This is a genomic window from Pseudomonas sp. ES3-33 (assembly GCF_000952175.1).
Taxonomy (GTDB): Bacteria; Pseudomonadota; Gammaproteobacteria; order Pseudomonadales; family Pseudomonadaceae; genus Aquipseudomonas; species Aquipseudomonas gregormendelii.
Window position 1 is genome coordinate 133,315 of record NZ_JZRI01000074.1, and the last position, 19,692, is coordinate 153,006.

Sequence of the window (19,692 nt, forward strand, 5' to 3'; positions counted from 1 at the left end):
AGCAGGCTCGCTCCCACAGTGCTGAGCTTGAGACACAGCCACAAAAAAGCCCCGCACGGCGAACCGTGTGGGGCTTCGGGTACCGCCGGGGAAGTCTTACAAACCAGCAGCGGAACGCAGGGCGTCGGCGCGGTCGGTTTTTTCCCAGGTGAACGTGGTGAAGGTGTCTTCGCCCACGGTCTTGGTTTCCGGAGTACGGCCGAAGTGGCCGTAAGCGGCGGTCTCCTGGTACATCGGGTGCAGCAGGTCTAGCATGGTGGTGATGGCGTAAGGACGCAGGTCGAACACTTCACGCACCAGGTTGATGATTTTCTCATCGCTGATCTTGCCGGTGCCAAAGGTGTTCAGCGAGATCGACGTAGGCTGGGCCACGCCGATTGCGTAGGAAACCTGAATCTCGCAACGCTCGGCCAGGCCTGCAGCCACAATGTTCTTGGCCACGTAACGACCGGCGTAGGCGGCCGAACGGTCAACCTTGGAAGGATCCTTGCCGGAGAACGCACCGCCACCGTGACGAGCCATGCCGCCGTAGGTGTCGACGATGATCTTGCGACCGGTCAGGCCGCAGTCGCCAACCGGGCCACCAATGATGAACTGGCCAGTCGGGTTGATGTGGAACTGGGTGTCCTTGTGCAGCAGCTCGGCAGGCAGTACGTGCTTGACGATCAGCTCCATCACGCCTTCGCGCAGGTCTTTGTACGACACTTCAGGGTTGTGCTGGGTCGACAGGACCACGGCATCGATGCCCACGACTTTGCCATTTTCGTAACGGCAGGTGACCTGGGACTTGGCGTCCGGGCGCAGCCACGGCAGCAGGCCGGATTTGCGCGCTTCAGCCTGACGCTGTACCAGCTGGTGAGAGAAGGTGATTGGTGCCGGCATCAGCACGTCGGTCTCGTTGCTGGCGTAGCCGAACATCAGGCCCTGGTCGCCGGCGCCCTGATCTTCAGGCTTGGCACGGTCGACACCCTGGTTGATGTCAGGGGACTGCTTGCCGATGATGTTCATCACGCCGCAGGTCGCACCGTCGAAACCAACGTCGGAGCTGGTGTAGCCGATGTCGGTGATCACATCACGAACGATCTGCTCCAGGTCAACCCAGGCCGAGGTGGTGACTTCGCCGGCGATGATCGCCACGCCCGTTTTCACCAGCGTCTCGCACGCCACGCGGGCGAACTTGTCTTCAGCAATGATTGCGTCCAGCACCGCATCAGAAATCTGGTCGGCGATTTTGTCCGGATGCCCTTCAGACACGGACTCGGAGGTGAAGAGGGAGTATTCGCTCATCTCGATGTTTTCCTGAATTTACCGATGGTGAGTGTCGCCAGCCGGCCGCTGAAAGTGGCGGACCTGAATCTGGAAACCATTACGTAAGCCTACATAGAGGCTTTCCCCGGGAACGAGTCCCGCAGCGGTGGCCCAACGGGCCAGATCGTCCTGTTCAAACCCCAACCAGAGATCACCGCAGGCCTCCTTGGCCCAACTCTGGTTGTGGCTACATAACTCTGTCACTAACAGGCTACCGCCTGGTTTCAGCAAAACGGCCATGTGCCTTAGGGCATCAGCCGGCGCGGCAAAATGGTGCAGTACCATGTTCAATACAACGCAATCAGCCGTGAGGCTGACGCCGTTCAACGCATCGGCGAGCTGCAGGCTGACGTTGCCCAGGGCTTCGCGTTCACAGACCTGGCGTGCCAGTTCAAGCATGGCCGGGCTGTTATCCAGTGCCGTTACGTGCATGAAACGCCGCGCCAGTTCCGGCAGGAAGGCGCCGTCACCGGGGCCGACTTCGATCGCCGTGGCGCTCTCGCCGAAACCCAGCTTGTCGAGCAGTGCTACCACGCTGTCGCGGTACTGCGGCAAGCCGGCAATCAGGTCCTGCTGGGCGCGAAATTTTTCCGCGACCCGCGAGAAGAAGTCCTGGCTGGCAGCTGCTCGTTGCCCATGGACCTGACCGATCCGCGACTGCACATCGGCAGGCAGGGTCAGGTTATCCACTTCTTCGAGCAGGGCGGCATGCAGCTTGCCGCCCAGCAGTTCAGTGTGGGGCAGGGCGCGACGATAGAAAATCGCATTGCCTTCACGGCGAGTCGCCACCAGTTCGGCCTGGGCCAGTACTTTGAGGTGGTGACTCATGCCCGACTGACCCATGCCGAAAATCTGCGCCAGTTCCAGTACGCCAAACGAATCGTTGGCCAGCACGCGCAACACATTCAGACGCAAAGGATCGCCGCCGGCCTTGCAAAGGGCCGCCAGCTCGTCGCAATCGTCATGTTGAATGGATGGCACGCGTAAATTCATAAGGCCGGCAGTCTAGTCACGGGTCGAAAACACCGCAAGAGCAATATCAAAAAGTTTTGATATTGCTCGATAGATGGCACTTCCCGGCGCCTGCTTTACTCTACAAACGTACAGCGGAAAGGTTTCACCAAGCGAAACCGCCGCCTGTCATGGGAAAAACGTCCTCATATGACTATCTGTCATTGCCCCGAGGCCGGTCGGTGAGGGAAAATGCTCGCCTTTTTTCCGATTCGTTTTATTCACTCTCGATTCAATATCCGCAGGAGAACAGCGATGCCCAGCCGTCGTGAGCGTGCCAACGCCATTCGTGCCCTCAGCATGGATGCCGTGCAAAAAGCCAACAGCGGCCATCCCGGTGCCCCTATGGGTATGGCGGATATCGCCGAAGTACTTTGGCGTGACTACCTGAAGCACAACCCGAGCAATCCATCGTTCGCTGACCGTGACCGCTTCGTGCTGTCCAACGGCCATGGCTCGATGTTGATCTACTCGCTGCTGCACCTGACCGGCTACGACCTGTCGATCGATGACCTGAAAAACTTCCGCCAACTGCACAGCCGCACCCCGGGCCACCCGGAATTCGGCTACACCCCTGGCGTTGAAACCACGACCGGTCCACTGGGCCAAGGCCTGGCCAATGCCGTTGGTTTTGCCCTGGCAGAAAAAGTTCTGGCCGCGCAATTCAACCGTCCGGGCCACAACGTTGTTGATCACCACACCTACGTATTCCTGGGTGATGGCTGCATGATGGAAGGCATTTCCCACGAAGTCGGCTCCCTGGCCGGTACTTTGGGCCTGGGCAAGCTGATCGCCTTCTACGATGACAACGGTATTTCCATCGACGGCGAAGTCGAAGGCTGGTTCACCGACGACACGCCAAAGCGTTTCGAAGCCTATAACTGGCAGGTGATCCGCAACGTCGATGGTCACGACCCTGAAGAAATCAAGACGGCCATCGACACCGCTCGCAAAAGCGACCAGCCGACGCTGATCTGCTGCAAGACCACGATCGGCTTCGGTTCGCCGAACAAGCAGGGTAAAGAAGACTGCCACGGTGCCCCGCTGGGTGATGCGGAAATCGCTCTGACCCGCACCGCGCTGAACTGGAACCACGGTCCGTTCGAAATCCCGGCTGACATCTACGCCGAGTGGGATGCCAAAGAAGCCGGTCTTGCCGCTGAAGCCGAGTGGGATCAGCGTTTTGCCGCCTATTCCGCTGCCTTCCCTGACCTGGCCAACGAACTGGTTCGTCGCCTGAGCGGTGAATTGCCAGCTGACTTCGCCGAAAAAGCCTCGGCCTACATTGCTGAAGTCGCGGCCAAAGGCGAGACCATCGCCAGCCGCAAGGCCAGCCAGAACGCCCTGAATGCCTATGGTCCGCTGTTGCCTGAACTGCTGGGCGGCTCCGCTGACCTGGCCGGTTCCAACCTGACCCTGTGGAAAGGTTGCAAAGGTGTCACCGGCGAAGACGCCAGCGGCAACTACATGTACTACGGCGTTCGCGAATTCGGCATGAGCGCGATCATGAACGGCGTCGCCCTGCACGGCGGTCTGGTGCCTTACGGCGCGACCTTCCTGATGTTCATGGAATACGCACGCAACGCAGTGCGCATGGCCTCGCTGATGAAAAAGCGCGTGGTGTTCGTCTACACCCACGACTCCATCGGCCTGGGCGAAGATGGCCCGACTCACCAGCCAATCGAGCAACTGACCAGCCTGCGCAGCACCCCGAACCTCGATACCTGGCGTCCAGCGGATGCCGTTGAATCGGCGGTTTGCTGGAAACTGGCAATCGAGCGCAAGGACGGCCCTTCGGCGCTGATCTTCTCGCGTCAGAACCTGCAGCATCAGGATCGTGATGCCGGCCAGATCGCCGACATCGCCCGTGGCGGCTACGTGTTGAAGGACTGCGTGGGCGAGCCTGAGCTGATCCTGATTTCCACTGGTTCGGAAGTGGGCCTGGCTGTTCAGGCGTACGACAAGCTGACTGCGCAAGGTCGCAATGTGCGTGTGGTGTCTATGCCTTGCACCAGCGTGTTCGATGCCCAGGATGCCGACTACAAGCAATCGGTATTGCCGTTGCAGGTCAGCGCCCGTATCGCCATCGAAGCCGCGCATGCGGACTACTGGTACAAGTACGTGGGCCTGGAAGGCCGCGTCATCGGCATGACCACCTACGGCGAGTCGGCGCCTGCCCCTGCCTTGTTCGAAGAGTTCGGTTTTACCCTGGAAAACATCCTGGGTCAGGCTGAAGAGCTGCTGGAAGACTAAAGCAGTGCGCGGTAGCCCAGGCTGCCGCGTCCCCTGTAGGAGCTGCCGGAGGCTGCGATCTTTTGATCTTGTTTTTAAGCTCGAGATCAAAAGATCGCAGCCTTCGGCAGCTCCTACAGGGGTTGTGTTGTTAGCGAACATTATCGAGAACCCCATGCCCCAACCGCGTCCTTACAAAGTTGCACTCAACGGCTACGGCCGGATTGGTCGTTGCGTCTTGCGTGCGTTGTTCGAGCGAGGCGACAAGGCCGGGTTTGAGATTGTCGCGATCAACGATCTGGCCGACATGGCCAGCATCGAATACCTGACACGCTTCGACTCCACGCACGGGCGTTTTCCCGGCGAAGTGAAAGTCGACGGCGATTGTCTGCATATTAATGGCAACTGCGTGAAGGTCCTGCGCAGTGCTACGCCCGAAGGCATCGACTGGGCGTCACTGGACGTCGATCTGGTGCTTGAATGCTCCGGTGCCTACCACACCCGCGAGGATGGCCAGCGTTTCCTCAATGCCGGTGCGCCGCGGGTGCTGTTTTCCCAGCCGATGGCCAGCGAGGCCGACGTTGACGCCACTATCGTCTACGGTGTGAACCAGGATTGCCTGACCGGCGCCGAGCTGCTGGTGTCCAACGCGTCCTGCACCACCAACTGCGGCGTGCCGCTGTTGCGCCTGCTGGACAAGGCGATTGGCCTGGATTACGTGTCGATCACCACCATTCACTCGGCGATGAACGATCAGCCAGTGATCGACGCCTATCACCACGAAGACCTGCGCCGCACCCGTTCGGCGTTTCAGTCGGTGATTCCGGTGTCCACTGGTCTGGCGCGTGGCATCGAACGCCTGTTGCCGGAACTTGCCGGCAGAATTCAGGCCAAAGCCGTGCGGGTGCCGACGGTAAACGTCTCCTGCCTCGACATTACGATGCAGACCGCTACCGCTACTGATGCCACCGAGATCAACCGGATCCTGCGCGAGGCGGCCACCAGCGGTCCGCTCAAGGGCTTGCTCGCCTATACCGAGTTGCCTCACGCAAGCTGTGATTTCAACCACGACCCACATTCTGCCATCGTCGATGCCAGTCAGACTCGGGTCTCCGGCCCCAAGCTGGTGAACATCCTGGCCTGGTTCGACAACGAATGGGGTTTTGCCAACCGAATGCTGGACGTTGCAGAGCACTATCTGCAAGCAGCTTCTCCACTCTCTGCTTCTCAAAAGCCGTAACTCAGGAAATGCGACCCATGACCGTGTTGAAGATGACCGACCTCGATCTGCAAGGTAAGCGCGTACTGATTCGCGAAGACCTCAACGTCCCAGTCAAGGACGGTGTTGTCACCAGCGATGCGCGAATCCTGGCCTCGCTGCCGACCATCAAGCTGGCCCTGGAGAAAGGTGCAGCCGTGATGGTCTGCTCGCACCTTGGCCGTCCGACCGAAGGCGAGTTCTCGGCCGAGAACAGCCTCAAGCCAGTCGCCGATTACCTGAGCAAGGCCCTGGGCCGCGAAGTGCCACTGGTTGCCGATTACCTGGGCGGCGTTGAGGTCAAGGCCGGCGACATCGTGTTGTTCGAAAACGTGCGCTTCAACAAGGGCGAGAAAAAGAACGCTGACGAACTGGCCCAGCAATACGCCGCACTGTGCGACGTGTTCGTGATGGACGCCTTCGGCACCGCTCACAGAGCCGAAGGTTCGACCCATGGCGTGGCCAAATTCGCCAAAGTCGCCGCTGCAGGTCCGCTGCTCGCTGCTGAACTGGACGCACTGGGCAAAGCCCTGGGTGCACCAGCCCAGCCAATGGCCGCCATCGTCGCCGGCTCGAAGGTGTCGACCAAGCTCGACGTACTCAACAGCCTGAGCCAGATCTGCAACCAGCTGATCGTCGGCGGCGGCATTGCCAACACGTTCCTGGCCGCAGCCGGCCATCCGGTTGGTAAATCCCTGTACGAGCCGGACCTGCTGGACACCGCTCGCGCAATCGCCGCCAAGGTCAGCGTGCCGCTGCCGGTAGACGTGGTGGTGGCCAAGGAGTTCGCCGAAAGTGCGACCGCCACCGTCAAGCTGATCGCCGACGTGGCCGCCGATGACATGATTCTGGACATCGGCCCGCAGACCGCGGCGAATTTCGCCGAGTTGCTGAAATCGTCCAAAACCATCCTGTGGAACGGCCCGGTGGGCGTGTTCGAGTTCGACCAGTTCGGCAACGGCACCAAGGTCCTGGCCCAGGCCATCGCCGAAAGCTCGGCCTTCTCCATTGCCGGTGGCGGAGATACCCTGGCCGCTATCGATAAATATGGCGTTGCCGACCAGATCTCCTACATTTCTACCGGCGGCGGTGCGTTCCTCGAATTCGTCGAAGGCAAAGTGCTGCCGGCGGTTGAAGTCCTGGAAAGCCGGGCCAAGGCCTGAGGTCTGCTCTGTTGACCAGGAAAGGGAGTGTTCACATGGTCAAGACACTGGCGCTGTTGGTCGTCGTGGCATCGCTGGCCGCCTGCGGGAGTAATCCCAAGGCCAAGCCGGAGCCTGCACCGTCCGAGGTGGAAAAAGGCTGTTACCAGGCTGACTGGCAGGCCGAGACCAACCCGGTGATCAACAAGCGTTCCGGGCCTGATGGCCTGGAGAAATATGAGACCCGGACGCCGGCCAAGGAACATGGTTGCCCTTGACGGGTCTGACTCTTTACCCAGCGCTGGCGGCGCGTGCCGCCAGTCGAGGAACATGGATGAAAGGTTTTATCGCCGTTACGGCATTGGCACTGCTGGCAGGTTGCTCGAATTTCAACCTGTTCACGCCTGCCCAACCGACTGACAGCTGGACGAGCTGGACCTGTGACAGCCAGGCCAAGGTGCTGTGGCGCTATACCGATGCCAGCCGTGAGGCGGTGGATGTGCGCCTCGGCGGGGCAGATCAGGTCTATCGCCTGAAGCAGGAACAGGGCGCCTCGGGTGCGCTGTACAGCAACGACATGCTGGCGTTTCACATGAAAGGTGAGGAAGGCCTGGTGTACTGGGTCGCCACCAATGATTTGATTGGCCGCGGTTGCCATCTGTAGGAGCGAGCTTGCTCGCGATGGTCGTTAACGATAACGCTGGGTGCCTGAGTGCCCGCGCTGTCTGGGCCATCTTCGCGAGCAAGCTCGCTCCTACAGGGGGCCGATGCAACACCGAATTCGCAGGCAGGGCCAACCCCCGATCTGCAATAACTTGAATAGCCGCCGCCGCTACGGCAGGCTGGCACGATTAACGACCCAAACCGGGAGAGACACACACAATGGCACTTATCAGCATGCGCCAGATGTTGGACCACGCAGCCGAGTTCGGCTACGGCGTTCCAGCCTTCAACGTCAACAACCTTGAGCAGATGCGCGCCATCATGGAAGCCGCTGACAAGACTGACTCCCCGGTGATCGTCCAGGCTTCGGCCGGTGCTCGCAAATACGCTGGCGCGCCGTTCCTGCGTCACCTGATCCTGGCGGCTATCGAAGAATTCCCGCACATCCCGGTGTGCATGCACCAGGACCACGGCACCAGCCCTGACGTCTGCCAGCGCTCGATCCAGCTGGGCTTCAGCTCGGTGATGATGGACGGCTCCCTCGGCGAAGACGGCAAGACCCCAACTGACTACGACTACAACATTCGTGTCACCCAGCAAACCGTTGCCATGGCTCACGCCTGCGGTGTTTCGGTTGAGGGCGAGTTAGGTTGCCTGGGCTCCCTGGAAACCGGCATGGCCGGTGAAGAAGACGGCATCGGGGCCGAAGGCGTACTGGATCACAGCCAGATGCTGACCGACCCGGAAGAAGCTGCTGACTTCGTCAAGCGCACTCAGGTCGACGCCTTGGCAATTGCCATCGGCACCAGCCACGGCGCCTACAAGTTCACCAAGCCGCCTACTGGCGACGTGCTGGCGATCGATCGTATCAAAGAGATCCACAAACGCATCCCCAACACTCACCTGGTGATGCACGGCTCGTCTTCGGTGCCTCAGGACTGGCTGGCGATCATCAACCAGTACGGTGGCGACATTAAAGAAACCTACGGCGTTCCGGTTGAAGAAATCGTCGAAGGCATCAAGCATGGCGTGCGCAAGGTCAACATCGACACTGACCTGCGCCTGGCTTCCACTGGTGCGATGCGTCGCCTGATGGCTACCAACCCAAGCGAGTTCGACCCGCGTAAATTCTTCGGCGCCACCGTCACCGCCATGCGCGACGTGTGCATTGCGCGCTACGAAGCCTTCGGCACTGCCGGCAACGCTTCGAAGATCAAGCCGATCTCCTTGGAAGGTATGTACCAGCGTTACCTGAAGGGCGAGTTGAACGCCAAGGTCAACTGAGTCAGGCTTCAGTCAGCACTGAAAAACCCGCAGCGATGCGGGTTTTTTTTGCCTGTCGTTCCGAGGTTCCGGGATGTCCTGCGCTCCAGCGCATGCAAGGCCCCCGACACAACACAGAATGTGTTCGCGCTACTTGTCGTGATCAATATCCAGTTTGCTGAACGTCACCTTGGCACCTTCGCTGGTGTACCCCGTATTGTCCTGGACATAAACACCCGCCTTGAAATACAGCGGCTTGTCGCGCCAGGTGGCGCTGATGTTGGTGTCCCATTGATATCCCGCAGCACTGATACCCAATGCGCCGCCGGGGCTGAGGTGAATGAGGTAGGAAAACTGCCGGTCGAGCTTGATGCCGGTCGCCAGTGTAATGACCCGACCTTCGCCGTCATCCGGGTGCATGCGCACTTTGGCAACGACATTCCCGGTTTGCGTCTTGGTCTTGTACTGGTATTCGAGTTTTACCATGGGTTTCTGGCTGTCGTAGGCATGGATCTGACCGATGACCAACTTGCCTGAACTGGGCACCTGATTGACCGCCAGGGTTGCGCGCAGGGAGTTGTCGGCGTCGGGGTAGTACCAGTTGCGAAGCGTGCCATTGCTATAGGTTTCACGAAGTTCAGTGCGCGGGTATTTGGCATTTTCAGTGCGTGAACCGGTCACCGGGGACCAGAAAAATAATGTGCCGGTGTCGGAGTGGAAGTATTGATCCTTGAACCCCTTCACCAATTTGGCTGTTTCAACAGTGTAGGGCGGATTGCCGACAGGAACACTCAGGTTCCAGGTTGCGAGATCGATCATAGACAAAGCTTCCACAGTTTTCTTGCACGCACGTACCAGACGCTCTGGCACGCAGCTCGGAGGTGGGCCTTTATAAGCGCGTAAGCCCGCCTTGTTAACGCAAAACTGACAGATGGGTGACGTCAAAATCCTGTCAAAAAGCCATCTTCCCGGGTTTCAGGGGGCTACAGCCGTGACCGTTAGTCGGTGAATTAACGCTTTAGTTAGATGATGGCGCTCTGACAGCTACTGCTTTGTTGGATCCAGGTCTAGAGTGAGGGCTTAGTATTTGTCCGGTTTTTCAAAAAAACCGGCCTGACTCCCCGAACGAAGAGAAGCAGCATGGAATGCGGGCCACTTACGCCAGGTGAAGGCAATTCGATTCTGTTAATCGTCGATGATTACCCGGAAAATCTGATTAGCATGCGGGCCTTGCTCGAACGTGAGGATTGGCAGGTCATGACCGCCACCTCGGGTTTCGAGGCCTTGGGGTTGATGCTGGAGCATGATGTCGACCTGGTGCTGCTGGATGTGCAGATGCCAGGCATGGACGGTTTTGAGGTCGCGCAGTTGATGCGGGGCAGTCAGCGAACCCGTCTTACCCCGATCATCTTCCTCACGGCCAACGAACAGTCTCAGGACGCCGTGCTCAAGGGCTATGCCAGCGGCGCGGTGGATTACCTGTTTAAACCCTTCGACCCGCAGATTCTCAAGCCAAAAGTTCAGGCGCTGCTCGAGCATCAACGCAATCGCCGGGCGCTGCAACGCCTGAGCCACGATCTGGAACTCGCTCGCGCGTTTAATGCGTCGGTGCTGGATAACGCCGCCGAAGGCATTCTGGTGGTCGATGAGGGCGGTCTGATTCGCTTTGCGAATCCGGCGATGTCGCGGATGCTCAGTGCTACTGTGCAGGAACTGGAGGGCAAGGAGTTTCTGGATTTCCTGCAAAAACCGCATATTGCCCTGTGGGCCGATTCCGAACTGCTGGCCGGCTACAGGCGCGGTGAAACCCTGCGTCTGCACGATGCGCTGCTGCGAACGGCCCCCAATCAGCAGGTGCCGGTTGCGCTGTCCTGTGCACCATTGCCTGCTGAACAGCGCGCTATGGTGGTGACGGTGCTCGACATGTCAGTGGTGCGCCATCTGCATAAGCAACTGGAGTTTCAGGCCATTACCGACCCCCTTACGGGGCTGCTTAATCGTCGAGGTTTCTATCAGACGGTTGAGAATCTGCTGCTGCGCGGTGAGCGCTCCGACAGCGCGTGGGTGTTGTTGTACCTGGACCTTGATGGCTTCAAGCGGGTGAACGATTCGCTCGGTCATGATGCCGGGGACAGGGTGCTGCGCTGGGTTTCCGAGCAATTGAAGGCCTGTTTGCAACCCTTGGATATTCTCGCCCGCATGGGCGGCGACGAGTTCACAGCGCTGCTGGACCTGGAGTTTCCCGAGCAGGCAGCGCGGATCGCCGAAAAGCTGATCGAGCGGGTCTCGGTCTGTCAGCAGATTGATGGCCTGGACGTCGCGCTGGGTGCCAGTATCGGCATCGCCACATTCCCGGACTGCGGTTCCAACCTTGATGGTTTGTTGCGTGCGGCGGACATCGCCATGTACGAAGCCAAGCGTGCCGGTCGCCAGCAGTACCGCTTTTATGACCATGAAATGAACGGCCGCGCGCGCTCACGATTGATGCTTGAGGAGAGCGTGCGCGACGCCATCGAGAACCGTGATTTCAACCTGGTCTACCAGCCCCAGGTGGCCATTAACGGTGGGCAGATTCGCGGGTTCGAAGCCCTGTTGCGCTGGCAGCACCCCAGCGTTGGTGACGTGCCGCCCGGGCTGTTTTTGCCGTTGCTGGAAGAAGCGCGGCTGATCAGTCGCCTGGGCAGCTGGATCTACCAGCGCGGTGCGGGACAGCGCAAGGCGTGGGAAGCCGTGTTTGCCGAGGACCTGGTGCTGGGAGTGAGTTTGAGCAGTACCCAGTTCGGCATGCCGAACCTGGCCACTGAGTTGCGCCAGGTGCTGGAGCGTCATGGGCTCAAGCCTCGCCATCTGGAAGTCGAAGTCACCGAGGCGGCGTTGGCACAAAACCCCGAGGAAACTCGCAAGCAACTGCGTTTGCTGCGCAACCTGGGGGTGCGGGTCGCTTTGGATGACTTCGGCTCTGGCGCATGTTCGTTGTCGAATCTGCGCGACCTGGAGCTGGACACCTTGAAAATCGACAGGCATCTGATCGCCCGGTTGCCGCAGTCGTCCCGGGATGCGGCATTGGTGAGCAATGTGATTGATTTGTGCCGCCAGTACGGGATTCTGGTCATTGCCGAAGGCGTGGAAACCGTCGCGCAATATGAATGGCTGCAGGCGCACGGTTGCGAATATGTGCAGGGCTTCCTGGTAGCGCGACCGATGGTGGCCGAGGACGTCGGCGAATTTGTCCTGCCGTTCGACTGGAACACGCTGGCATCGTGAATTCGCTACACTGGCGGCCTGTTCGTCATTGATGTTGCCCTTTTCATGACCGCGTTGAAATACCTCCAGGCCTATCCCGCCGCGCTGCAGGATCAGGTTCGCCAGCTGATCGCCGAGAAGCGGCTGGGCGAGTACCTGACCCGGCGCTACCCGGACAAACATGGTGTGCAGAGCGACAAGGCGCTGTACACCTATGCGCTGGACCTCAAGCAGGAATACCTGCGTAACGCCCCTGCGATCGACAAGGTGCTGTTCGACAACCGTCTGGACCTGACCCATCGCGCCCTCGGCCTGCACACCACCATTTCCCGAGTGCAGGGCGGCAAGCTCAAGGCGAAGAAAGAGATCCGGGTGGCTTCGTTGTTCAAGGAGGCTCCGTCCGAGTTCCTGAAGATGATCGTGGTGCACGAACTGGCGCACTTCAAGGAATCGGATCACAACAAGGCTTTCTACAAGTTGTGTGAACACATGTTGCCTGGGTATCACCAGGTGGAGTTTGACCTGCGGGTGTACCTGACTTGGCGGGATATGCTGTAGGAGCTGCCGAAGGCTGCGATTCTCTGATCTTCCAATAACAAGGACCGAACGTGAGCAAGACCAAAACCAGTTTCTATCGCCGCCTGTACGTGGCCTACCTGATCGACAGCGGACTCGCCAGCAGCGTTCCGGCGCTGACCGAGTCAACAGGCATGCCCCGGCGTACGGCGCAGGACACCATCGCAGCGCTGGCCGACCTGGATATCGTCTGCGAGTTCGAGCAGGAGGAGGGCGCGCGCAATCATGCCGGCCGCTATCGCATTCGCGATTGGGGGGCGATTGATCGGGGGTGGATTGAGCGCAATTTGCAGCAGGTCAAGGCGGTGCTTGAGTATCCCTGATTGTGCGGTGCTGGTGCTGACCTCTTCGTGAGCAAGCCCGCTCCCAAAATGATGTGCGCAACGCCGCAGGTCCCGAACCCTGGCAAAAAACTGTGGGAGCGGGCTTGCTCGCGACTATCCTAAGGACGACGCATGCCTATGTGTGGAATGTCATCCTCCAGGTATTCTTCACCTGCCACCACAAACCCGTACCGCCCATAATACCCCTGCAAATGCGCCTGGGCCGAGAGATAGATCGGCATATCCGGCCAATGCTTTTCTGCCTGTTTCAGCGCCTGGGCCATCAGGTCATGACCCAGCCCGGTGCCGCGCACCTGAGGTGCAATGATCACCCGCCCGATCACTACATCGCCGCCCTGCAGCTCCGGGTCGAGCAGGCGCAGATAGGCCACCAGCCGGTCGTCGCTCCAGGCCATCAGATGGCGGGTGTCGCCTTCCAGGTCCTGGCCATCGATGTCCTGGTACACACACTTCTGCTCGACCACGAAGACTTCCGCCCGCAGTTGCAAGATGGCGTACAGCTGCTCTTTACCCAGATCGCTATGGTGTTTGCAGACCCATTCAACTGTCATCTTCAAATTCCTTGTTCAACGTTGCTCTGATACTAAGCGCCCTGAGGGAAGATGTCTTGATGACGCAGAATTCTGTGACAAAGGCCAAAATGCCATCATTCAATTCGTGCGGCTCACTCTTCTTTGTGTAATCTTCGATGACAGCCCGCCCGCCAAGGATTTTCCAGCATGCCGCGAGTGCCTCATGCCTTTGTTCTGATCGGATTGCTGTTGTTGTTTCAGAATGCTCAGGCGGAAAAGCTGCGGCTGGTGGCGGATGCCTGGCCGCCGTTTACCGATGCCACGCTGATCAATGGCGGCTTGGCCACAGACATTGTCAGCACTGCATTGGCGCGCGCCGGTTACGCCAGCGACTTCGAGCAGGTGCCTTGGGCGCGGGCCATGCTCGGGGTTGGCGAGGGGCGTTATGACGTGCTGGTCAATGCCTGGTACAACGAGGAACGCACCCGGATCGGGCAATTTTCCGGTGAGTATCTGTTGAACCGGGTGCGCTTCATCAAGCGCAAAGACGCCCCCATCGAATACAACAACCTGCAGCAGCTGCACACCTACCCGATCGCGGTGGTGCGGGGTTACGCCTATTCCAGGGCATTCGACGACGATGTGTCGCTGCAGAAAGTCCCGGTGCACAGCTTTGCCATGGCGGTGCGGATGCTCGCTGCCGACCGGGTAAAACTCACGCTGGAAGATGAGTTCGTGGCGCGTTACTACCTGTCGCGCGAATCCGCCAAGGTACGCAACTCAGTGGAGTTCCTGCCCAAGCCTTTGAGCGAGAACAGCCTGCATATCCTGGTCAGCCTGAAGAACCCCCAGCATGAGCAGATCGTTGCGGGATTCGATCGGGAGATTGCGGCAATGAAGGCGGATGGAAGCTATGCGCGGTTGTTCAAGCAGCATGGCATGTGAAGGCGGAGGCCGCTCCAGGCTTCAAACTTCGCTGCCGTCCTTGATCAAATGCGCCGCCAAGGTCCGTAACGGCCCGAGCTGACGGCAGATCAGTGCCAATTGAGTCTGCACCAGGCGCTGCCCTTCATCGATCTCGTCCGGCATCTGTTCGAGCTCATTGGCCAGCGCTTCTTCTTCATCGCTCTGAATTGCGATGGGCGTCTTGCTTGCCAGACCCTGGGCGATTTCGTCGATGCTGGCGGCCAGCTTGATGCCGGCGCCCTCGATCAAGTACTCGCGCATCTCCGCCGGCAACAGCGTCTCGCGGTGGGCGCCGAGGCCGGACAGATAACTGAGCAAGGTGTGCGAGAGCACCAGGAAGCGGAAGCCGACATCGGCCTCCTTACGGAAATGCCCAGGCTCCATCAGCATATTGGCCAATGTCGTGGACAGGGCCGCATCGGCGTTGTGGGCATTGCGTCGGGCCAGGCGATAGGCCAGGTCATCGCTCTTGCCGGCGGCATACTGCTGCATGATCTGACGCAGATAGATGCTGTTGCAGGTGAGGGTGTTGGCCAGGACTTGGTTCAGGCGTCGACCCTGCCAGTCCGGCAGGAACAGGAACACCGCCAGGCCGGCGATCAGGCTGCCCAGCAAGGTATCGAACAGCCGGGGCAGGAACAAACCGTAACCGTCGCCGACCTGATTGAAGCAGAACAACACCATCAGGGTGATCGCGGCGGTTGCCAGGGTGTAGCGGGTGGTGCGGTTGATAAAGAACACCACGCCTGCGGCGATCGCGAAGCACGACTGCACCAGCGGGTTGGGAAACAGGTCGAACAGCGCCCAGGCCACGGTCAGGCCAATGGCAGTGCCGATAATCCGCTGACCGAGCTTGCGCCGGGTGGCGCCATAGTTGGGCTGACAGACAAACAGTGTCGTGAGGATGATCCAGTAACCCTGGGACGGGTGGATCAAATGCACCATGCCGTAGCCGATACTCAAGGCCAGGGGCAATCGCAAGGCGTGGCGGAACAGCAACGAGGTGGGTGTCAGCTGCGTGCGCAGACGAATCCAGACATCCTTGAGGCTGCGGGGCGAACGGTCGAGCAGGCTGCTGTCGGTGGCGTCGGCCAGGGCGTCGGGATTACTCGCGTCGCTGAGCAGGCGGTCGAGGGTGCCGAGATTGGCCGCCAACGCCCGCAGCGAGCGCAGCAGGCCGCGCCAGGCCGGGTTGCTCTGCACTCGCAGGTGTTCGAGAGAAGCGTGCAGGTCGCTCAGGGCCTCGGCGAAACTGGCGTCGTAGACGAACGGCTGGCGCATCTGGATCGACTCCGCCAGGGCGCGGCAGGCTTTGCCTTGCTGGCGCAGCAGACGCTGGCAACGGAACAGCACGTCGCTGTGGAAGAACGCGTCCGCCAGGGCGTTGTAGGGATAATGCGAGGAGCTGGCGCGCTCGTGGATGTCCTGCGCGAGGAAGTACAGCTTCAGGTAGCGGCTGACTTTCGAGCCGGGGCGACCATTGCCGACCCGATGCAGGATGATTTCCTTGGCGGCGTTGAGGGCGGCGACCACCCGACCATTCTGCTGTGCCAGTTCCAGGCGACGAGCTTCCACGTCCATTTGCCGTATCGGTTCGAACAGCGAAGATTTCAGCTTCAGGTAGAAACCCAGTTCACGGAACAGTCGCGCCAGGCTCTGTTGCACTGGCTGATTGGAAAACATCGCCTGCCACAGCACCGAGAGCAGGCCGTACCATGCCGCACCGGCCACCAGCAGCAGCGGTTCATGCCAGAAATCGGTGACCGCGCCCCCGCGCTGGTCCACGCCGATCATGGTGTAGACCGACAGAATCAGGGTCGCCGAGGCAATCGCCCCATAGCGTTCGCCCAAGGCGCCGAGCATGGTCAGGCCGAAGCTGGCGAGGGCCAGGGCGATGACAAAGACAATGGGATAGGGGAACAGCAGCTCGACCGAGAGTGCGGCAACACTGAAGCACACCAGCGTAACCGCCAGGGCATTGAGGCGGCCTTGCCAACTGTCGTCGGTCTCGGCCAGGGCGCTGGCGATGATCCCCAGGAACAGTGGAATCAGCAGGCCCATTTCATCCTGATACCAGCACAGCGCCATGCTGCCGGTCAGGGCAATGAACACCCGCACGCTGTAGCTGAATTTATCCAGTGCCCAGAGGCGGCGCAGAGACTGACGAAATGAACTTGATGGCATGAAGTGCGAAGGCCTTCCGAGGCAATGACGCTAAATTGAGCCAGTAATGACGTTGACGCAATGGCGTCGATCACATCTGACAGCAAAATCTGTTCCTTGTCCGGCAGAACACGGTCCCGTAGGAGCTGCCGAAGGCTGCGATCTTTTGATCTTGATCTTGATCTTGATCTTGAAGATCAAAAGATCGCAGCCTCGTTTCTCTCGACAGCTCCTACGGGGTGTGTTGCGCGGTGTTTCAGACGTACTGCGCGGCGGCGTAGCCTGAAGCCCAGGCCCACTGGAAGTTGAAGCCGCCCAGGTGGCCGGTGACATCCAGCACTTCACCGATGAAATACAGGCCAGGGCTTTTCAGTGATTCCATGGTCTTCGACGACACCTCGTGGGTGTCGACGCCGCCCAGGGTCACCTCTGCCGTTCGATACCCTTCAGTCCCTGCCGGTACCAACTTCCAGCTGGCCAGTTTCTCGGCAATCTCGGCCAATTCCCCGTGGGTGTACTGCTTCATCGGCTTGGAGACGAACCAGTTGTCGGCCAGCAGGTTGGCCATCTTCTTGGTGAAGATTTCTCCCAGCAAGGTCTTCAGCTCACTGTTCGGGCGTTCGGCTTGCTGTTGCTGCAACCAGGCCGGTACATCATGGTCGGGCATCAAGTTGATCTCGACGGCGTCGCCAGACTCCCAGAACGAGGAAATCTGCAAAATCGCCGGCCCGCTGAGGCCGCGATGGGTGAACAGGATGTTCTCGCGAAAGCTTTGCTCGTTGCAGCTCACCAGGCAATCCACCGACGTGCCGGACAGCTCGGTGCACAACTCCTTGAGCTGATCGGTGATGGTGAAGGGCACCAGGCCGGCGCGGGTAGGCAGTAATTGGTGGCCGAATTGCCTGGCCACCTGATAACCGAAACCGGTAGCACCCAGCGTCGGAATCGACAGGCCGCCCGTGGCGATGACCAGGGACTGGCAGCTCAACTGGCCCAGCGTGGTGTCCAGCAGATAGCCGCTTTCGATTTTCTCGATGGTCTGGATCGAGGTGTCCAGGTGCAGGCTGACGCCGACCTGGTCGCACTCGTTGAGCAGCATCTCGAGGATGTCGCTGGATTTGTTATCGCAGAACAGCTGGCCGAGCTTTTTCTCGTGGTACGGCACGCCGTGCTTGGCGACCATAGCGATGAAATCCCACTGGGTGTAACGCGCCAGTGCGGATTTGCAAAAATGGGGATTCTGGGACAGGAAATTGCCCGGTTCCGTGTACATGTTGGTGAAATTGCAGCGACCACCGCCCGACATCAGGATTTTCTTGCCGGCCTTGTTCGCGTGGTCCAGTAACATCACTTTGCGCCCGCGCCCGGCGGCGGTCAGCGCACACATCAAACCTGCGGCGCCAGCGCCAATGATCACGACTTCGGTAGAGCGCAAAACGGTGTCCTCTAGATATGTCACCACAAAACAAACTGTGGGAGCGAGCTTGCTCGCGATGGCGGACTGACAGACAACATTGATGCTGAATGTGCTGGCCTCATCGCGAGCAAGCTCGCTCCCACAGGGGATATTCGTTGGGCAGATGATCTCTTACAAGATACGCACGCGCAGCGAGCGGCCTTTGATCTTGCCGTCGTTCAGGCGCTGCAAAGCCTGCTTGGCGATGCCGCGTTCCACTGCCACGTAGGCTTGGAAATCGAAAATGGCGATCTTGCCGACCTGGGCGCCGGGGATGCCGGCGTCGCCTGTCAGTGCGCCCAGAATGTCACCAGGGCGAACTTTGTCTTTACGGCCTGCGCCAATCACCAGCGTGCTCATCACCGGCAGCAGTGGGGCGCCGCCCTGGGATTTGAGGTTGTCCAGCTGATCCCAGCTCAACGGCGATTTCTGCAGTTGTTCGATGGCCTGGGCGCGGTGCGCTTCGGACGGGGCGACCAGGCTGATTGCGATACCCTTCTCGCCAGCACGACCGGTACGGCCAACGCGGTGAATGTGGATTTCCGAGTCACGTGCCAGCTCGACGTTGATCACCATGTCCAGTGCATCGATGTCCAGGCCGCGTGCGGCGACGTCGGTGGCAACCAGTACCGAAGTGCTGCGATTGGCGAACATCGCCAATACCTGGTCGCGATCGCGCTGTTCCAGGTCGCCGTGCAGGCCGACGGCGGAGATACCTTTGGAGGTCAGGTGATCAACCGTTTCCTGAACTTGCTGCTTGGTGAAGCAGAAGGCTACGCAGGAAGCCGGACGGTGATGCGCGAGGACTTTGACGACCGCGTCCATACGCTCTTCCGGGGAGATTTCGTAAAAGCGCTGCTCGATCTGCGTGTCGTCGTGGAATGCCTCGGCCTTCACTTGCTGAGGGTTGCGCATGAACTTGGACGCCAGCTGCTTGATGCCGACCGGGTAGGTAGCCGAGAACAGCAGGGTCTGGCGACGTTCCGGGGCCTGCATGATGATTTCTTCGATGGAATCGTAGAAACCCATGTCCAGCATGCGGTCGGCTTCGTCGAGAATCAGCGTATTCAGGCCATGCAGCACCAGCGAGCCCTTGCGCAGGTGCTGCTGGATGCGACCCGGTGTGCCGACGATGATGTGCGCGCCGTGCTCCAGCGAGCCGATCTGCGGGCCGAATGCCACGCCGCCGCACAAGGTCAGGACCTTGATGTTGTCTTCGGCACGGGCCAGGCGACGGATTTCCTTGGCCACCTGGTCGGCCAGCTCGCGAGTCGGGCAAATGACCAGTGCCTGGCAACCGAAGAAGCGCGGATTGATCGGGTTCAACAGGCCGATACCGAAGGCTGCGGTCTTGCCGCTGCCGGTCTTGGCCTGGGCGATCAGGTCCATCCCCTTGAGGATCACCGGCAAGCTTTGCGCCTGGATCGGCGTCATCTGGGCATAACCGAGGGAGTCGAGGTTAGCCAGCATGGCGGCGGACAGCGGCAAAGTATTAAAAGCGGTGGCGATGGTGGTCACGGGACTGGCCTGCAAAACAAAATGTCGCGTAGTGTAT

Annotated in this window: 17 protein-coding genes; 10 read left to right on the top strand and 7 right to left on the bottom strand. The window is 59.8% G+C overall.

Translation table 11 applies throughout. The annotated features are described in order from the left end of the window. Nucleotides 1–96: 96 nt before the first annotated feature. Both metK and UB23_RS13740 read right to left on the bottom strand, forming a co-directional pair. Nucleotides 97–1,287: a methionine adenosyltransferase gene (gene metK, locus UB23_RS13735; RefSeq protein WP_045059861.1), complete on the bottom strand. Its 1,191-nt coding sequence runs from the start codon at nucleotides 1,285–1,287 to the stop codon at nucleotides 97–99. A gap of 18 nt (nucleotides 1,288–1,305) precedes the next feature. Beyond that, nucleotides 1,306–2,301, bottom strand: a complete 996-nt coding sequence (locus tag UB23_RS13740; protein WP_045059862.1) for an ArsR/SmtB family transcription factor — start codon at nucleotides 2,299–2,301, stop codon at nucleotides 1,306–1,308. A 273-nt stretch (nucleotides 2,302–2,574) separates the two neighbouring features. On the opposite strand from UB23_RS13740, the gene tkt reads away from it, so the two are divergent. The 6 genes from tkt (at nucleotide 2,575) to fba (ending at nucleotide 8,898) form a co-directional block, all read left to right on the top strand. Further along, the gene (gene tkt / locus UB23_RS13745; protein ID WP_045059863.1) at nucleotides 2,575–4,572 is read left to right on the top strand and encodes a transketolase; all 1,998 of its coding nucleotides are present in this window, start codon (nucleotides 2,575–2,577) and stop codon (nucleotides 4,570–4,572) included. 154 nt (nucleotides 4,573–4,726) lie between these two features. Continuing rightward, nucleotides 4,727–5,791, top strand: a complete 1,065-nt coding sequence (gene epd / locus UB23_RS13750; protein WP_045059864.1) for an erythrose-4-phosphate dehydrogenase — start codon at nucleotides 4,727–4,729, stop codon at nucleotides 5,789–5,791. A gap of 17 nt (nucleotides 5,792–5,808) precedes the next feature. Next, the gene (locus UB23_RS13755) at nucleotides 5,809–6,972 is read left to right on the top strand and encodes a phosphoglycerate kinase (protein WP_045059865.1); all 1,164 of its coding nucleotides are present in this window, start codon (nucleotides 5,809–5,811) and stop codon (nucleotides 6,970–6,972) included. 35 nt (nucleotides 6,973–7,007) lie between these two features. Then, nucleotides 7,008–7,229, top strand: a complete 222-nt coding sequence (locus UB23_RS13760; protein ID WP_045059866.1) for a lipoprotein — start codon at nucleotides 7,008–7,010, stop codon at nucleotides 7,227–7,229. Between the two features lie 56 nt (nucleotides 7,230–7,285). Further along, nucleotides 7,286–7,615, top strand: coding sequence for an MliC family protein (locus UB23_RS13765; protein WP_045059867.1), 330 nt, complete (start codon nucleotides 7,286–7,288; stop codon nucleotides 7,613–7,615). Between the two features lie 218 nt (nucleotides 7,616–7,833). Then, nucleotides 7,834–8,898, top strand: coding sequence for a class II fructose-bisphosphate aldolase (gene fba, locus UB23_RS13770; RefSeq protein WP_008151974.1), 1,065 nt, complete (start codon nucleotides 7,834–7,836; stop codon nucleotides 8,896–8,898). Between the two features lie 129 nt (nucleotides 8,899–9,027). Here the strand turns inward: fba and UB23_RS13775 are convergent, their stop codons facing one another. Next, complete coding sequence (locus UB23_RS13775; RefSeq protein WP_045059868.1) at nucleotides 9,028–9,696, bottom strand: polysaccharide lyase family 7 protein; 669 nt, start codon at nucleotides 9,694–9,696, stop codon at nucleotides 9,028–9,030. 321 nt (nucleotides 9,697–10,017) lie between these two features. Between UB23_RS13775 and UB23_RS13780 the strand changes: the two genes are divergently transcribed. From UB23_RS13780 to UB23_RS13790, 3 genes are read left to right on the top strand one after another with little or no spacing between them, the layout of a single operon-like run. Next, nucleotides 10,018–12,141, top strand: coding sequence for a putative bifunctional diguanylate cyclase/phosphodiesterase (locus tag UB23_RS13780; protein WP_045059869.1), 2,124 nt, complete (start codon nucleotides 10,018–10,020; stop codon nucleotides 12,139–12,141). A 45-nt stretch (nucleotides 12,142–12,186) separates the two neighbouring features. Next, entirely contained in the window at nucleotides 12,187–12,678 is a 492-nt protein-coding gene (locus UB23_RS13785; RefSeq protein ID WP_045059870.1) for a M48 metallopeptidase family protein, read from the top strand. Between the two features lie 50 nt (nucleotides 12,679–12,728). After that, the gene (locus UB23_RS13790) at nucleotides 12,729–13,019 is read left to right on the top strand and encodes a winged helix-turn-helix domain-containing protein (RefSeq protein ID WP_045059871.1); all 291 of its coding nucleotides are present in this window, start codon (nucleotides 12,729–12,731) and stop codon (nucleotides 13,017–13,019) included. Between the two features lie 119 nt (nucleotides 13,020–13,138). On the opposite strand, the gene UB23_RS13795 is transcribed toward UB23_RS13790, so the two are convergent. Then, on the bottom strand, nucleotides 13,139–13,591 hold the full coding sequence (locus tag UB23_RS13795) for a GNAT family N-acetyltransferase (RefSeq protein ID WP_045059872.1): 453 nt from the start codon (nucleotides 13,589–13,591) through the stop codon (nucleotides 13,139–13,141). Between the two features lie 168 nt (nucleotides 13,592–13,759). On the opposite strand from UB23_RS13795, the gene UB23_RS13800 reads away from it, so the two are divergent. Further along, nucleotides 13,760–14,497: a substrate-binding periplasmic protein gene (locus UB23_RS13800; RefSeq protein ID WP_045059873.1), complete on the top strand. Its 738-nt coding sequence runs from the start codon at nucleotides 13,760–13,762 to the stop codon at nucleotides 14,495–14,497. 21 nt (nucleotides 14,498–14,518) lie between these two features. Here UB23_RS13800 and yccS read toward each other — a convergent pair whose 3' ends face one another. The 3 genes from yccS to dbpA form a co-directional block, all read right to left on the bottom strand. Then, nucleotides 14,519–16,702: a YccS family putative transporter gene (yccS, locus tag UB23_RS13805; protein ID WP_045059874.1), complete on the bottom strand. Its 2,184-nt coding sequence runs from the start codon at nucleotides 16,700–16,702 to the stop codon at nucleotides 14,519–14,521. Between the two features lie 235 nt (nucleotides 16,703–16,937). Continuing rightward, entirely contained in the window at nucleotides 16,938–18,116 is a 1,179-nt protein-coding gene (locus UB23_RS13810) for an NAD(P)/FAD-dependent oxidoreductase (protein ID WP_045059875.1), read from the bottom strand. Nucleotides 18,117–18,269: 153 nt separating this feature from the next. After that, nucleotides 18,270–19,607 (bottom strand): ATP-dependent RNA helicase DbpA, encoded by a 1,338-nt coding sequence (dbpA, locus tag UB23_RS13815; RefSeq protein ID WP_236695861.1) that lies wholly within the window; start codon nucleotides 19,605–19,607, stop codon nucleotides 18,270–18,272. Nucleotides 19,608–19,692 lie beyond the last annotated feature (85 nt).